Origin of the sequence: Larkinella arboricola, assembly GCF_003259745.1 — a bacterium.
Lineage (GTDB): Bacteria > Bacteroidota > Bacteroidia > Cytophagales > Spirosomataceae > Larkinella > Larkinella arboricola.
Genome location: NZ_QLMC01000030.1, coordinates 1 through 2,623, shown reverse-complemented (window position 1 = coordinate 2,623; position 2,623 = coordinate 1). Strand labels below are relative to the sequence as shown.

Sequence of the window (2,623 nt, the reverse complement as noted above, 5' to 3'; positions counted from 1 at the left end):
GTGGTTACGGCCACGGCGGGGTTGTAGGACCGACCATCAAACTGATTGATTAACCGGAATGCGTTGGGAAGCGCATCCATAGAGGGTGACAGACCCGTACGGGTAAGGTTGATCGGTGGGGTTGGGATCCTGAGTAGGGGGGGGCCGGAGGAACCCCCTCTGAAGCTGGCAGCACCATCTGCCAAGGCTAAATACACATCAGAGACCGATAGCGCAGTAGTACCGTGAGGGAAAGGTGAAAAGTACCGCAAGCAGCGGGGTGAAATAGAACCTGAAACCAGACGCCTACAAACGGTTGGAGCCCTTTCGTGGGGTGACAGCGTGCCTTTTGCATAATGAGCCTACGAGTTACCGTCACTGGCCAGGTTAACCCTTTTTGAGAGGGGGAGCCGAAGCGAAAGCGAGTCTGAATAGGGCGATGCAGTCAGTGGGGGTAGACGCGAAACCGGGTGATCTACCCGTGGCCAGGTTGAAGTGGCAGTAACATGTCATGGAGGACCGCACCAGTAAACGTTGAAAAGTTTTTGGATGAGCTGCGGGTAGGGGTGAAAGGCCAATCAAACTCGGAAATAGCTCGTACTCTCCGAAATGTTTTTAGGAACAGCCTTGCATATGAATTTCTCAGGAGGTAGAGCTACCGATAGGACTAGGGGGAGTCACATCCTACCAACTTCTGACGAACTCCGAATGCCTGAGAAGTGATGCGGGAGTGAGGGGTCGGGTGCTAAGGTCCGACTCCGAGAGGGGAACAACCCAGACCACCGGCTAAAGTCCCCAAGTGGTTGCTCAGTTGAACAAAGGAGGTCCGGTTGCCGAGACAGCCAGGAGGTTAGCTTGGAAGCAGCTATTCCTTTAAAGAGTGCGTAACAGCTCACTGGTCGAGCGAGGCGGGCATCGATAATAAACGGGCATCAAGCAACCCACTGAAGCCGTGGACACTAGCTTAGCTAGTTGTGGTAGGAGAGCATTCTAAGGGGGGTGAAGGTGAAGCGTGAGCTTTGCTGGACCGCTTAGAAAAGCAAATGTAGGCATAAGTAACGACAATGCGGGTGAGAACCCTGCACACCGAAAGACTAAGGATTCCACCGCGATGGCAATCAACGGTGGGTGAGTCGGCCCCTAAGGGGAAGGCGAAGGCCGCACCTGAGGGCAAACGGGTTAATATTCCCGTACTGGCTGTAAGAGAGAAGCGGGGACGGAGTACTGAAGGGACCGCGCCCTGCGGGAATAGGGCGTTGAAGGCTATAAGCTATTGATTTCATTGGCAAATCCGTGGAATCAGGTGGAGGCCGATAGTACCCTGGCTTCTTCGGGAGCCGGGGATAGTGTCCTGGAAGGGCTTCCAAGAAAAGCCGCTATCGTTAATTTTACAGCCAACCGTACCGCAAACCGACACAGGTAGTTGAGATGAATAATCTAAGGTGCTCGAGTGAATCATGGCTAAGGAACTCGGCCAATTTACCCTGTAACTTCGGGAGAAGGGGGGCCTACCCAGTAATGGGAGGCTGCAGAGAAAAGGCCCAGGCGACTGTTTACCAAAAACACAGGACTCTGCGAAATCGAGAGATTCAGTATAGGGTCTGACACCTGCCCGGTGCTGGAAGGTTAAGGGGGGGCGTTAGGGGCAACTCGAAGCGCTGAACTGAAGCCCCAGTAAACGGCGGCCGTAACTATAACGGTCCTAAGGTAGCGAAATTCCTTGTCGGGTAAGTTCCGACCTGCACGAATGGTGTAACGATCTGGGCACTGTCTCAGCCATGAGCTCGGTGAAATTGTAGTTCCGGTGAAGATGCCGGATACCCGCCACGGGACGGAAAGACCCCGTGCACCTTTACTACAGCTTATCATGGACGCTGGCACAAGCATGTGTAGGATAGGTGGGAGGCTGTGAGCCGGTGTCGCTAGGCATCGGGGAGCCAACGTTGAAATACCACCCTTGCGTGTGTTGGCGTCTAACCTGACAGAAGTTAGGGACCGTGGTTGGCGGGTAGTTTGACTGGGGTGGTCGCCTCCGAAAGGGTAACGGAGGCTTCCAAAGGTTCGCTCAGGCCGGTTGGTAACCGGCTGTGGAGTGCAATAGCAGAAGCGAGCTTGACAGTGAGGCAGACAGGCCGAGCTGGTGCGAAAGCAGGGTATAGTGATCCGGTGGTTCCGCATGGGTGGGCCATCGCTCAAAGGATAAAAGGTACGCCGGGGATAACAGGCTGATCTCCCCCAAGAGCTCACATCGACGGGGAGGTTTGGCACCTCGATGTCGGCTCGTCACATCCTGGGGCTGGAGAAGGTCCCAAGGGTTCGGCTGTTCGCCGATTAAAGTGGCACGCGAGCTGGGTTCAGAACGTCGTGAGACAGTTCGGTCCCTATCTGTGGTGGGCGTTAGAAGATTGACGGGGGCTGCCCTTAGTACGAGAGGACCGGGGTGGACTCACCGCTGGTGAACCGGTTATTGTGCCCACGGTACGGCCGGGTAGCTACGTGGGGTTTGGATAAGCGCTGAAAGCATCTAAGTGCGAAGCCGGCCCGGAGATGAGTCTTCTGTTGAAGGACGTTAGAGACGATGACGTGGATAGGCGGCAGGTGCAGGACGGGAGACCGTTACAGCCGAGCCGTACTAATGACCTGA

The 2,623-nt window shown here is 55.3% G+C and carries 1 rRNA gene; it reads left to right on the top strand.

What is annotated here, in order from left to right:
- Window positions 1–2,623: ribosomal RNA gene (locus tag LX87_RS28440) — 23S ribosomal RNA — on the top strand; the annotation flags it as partial.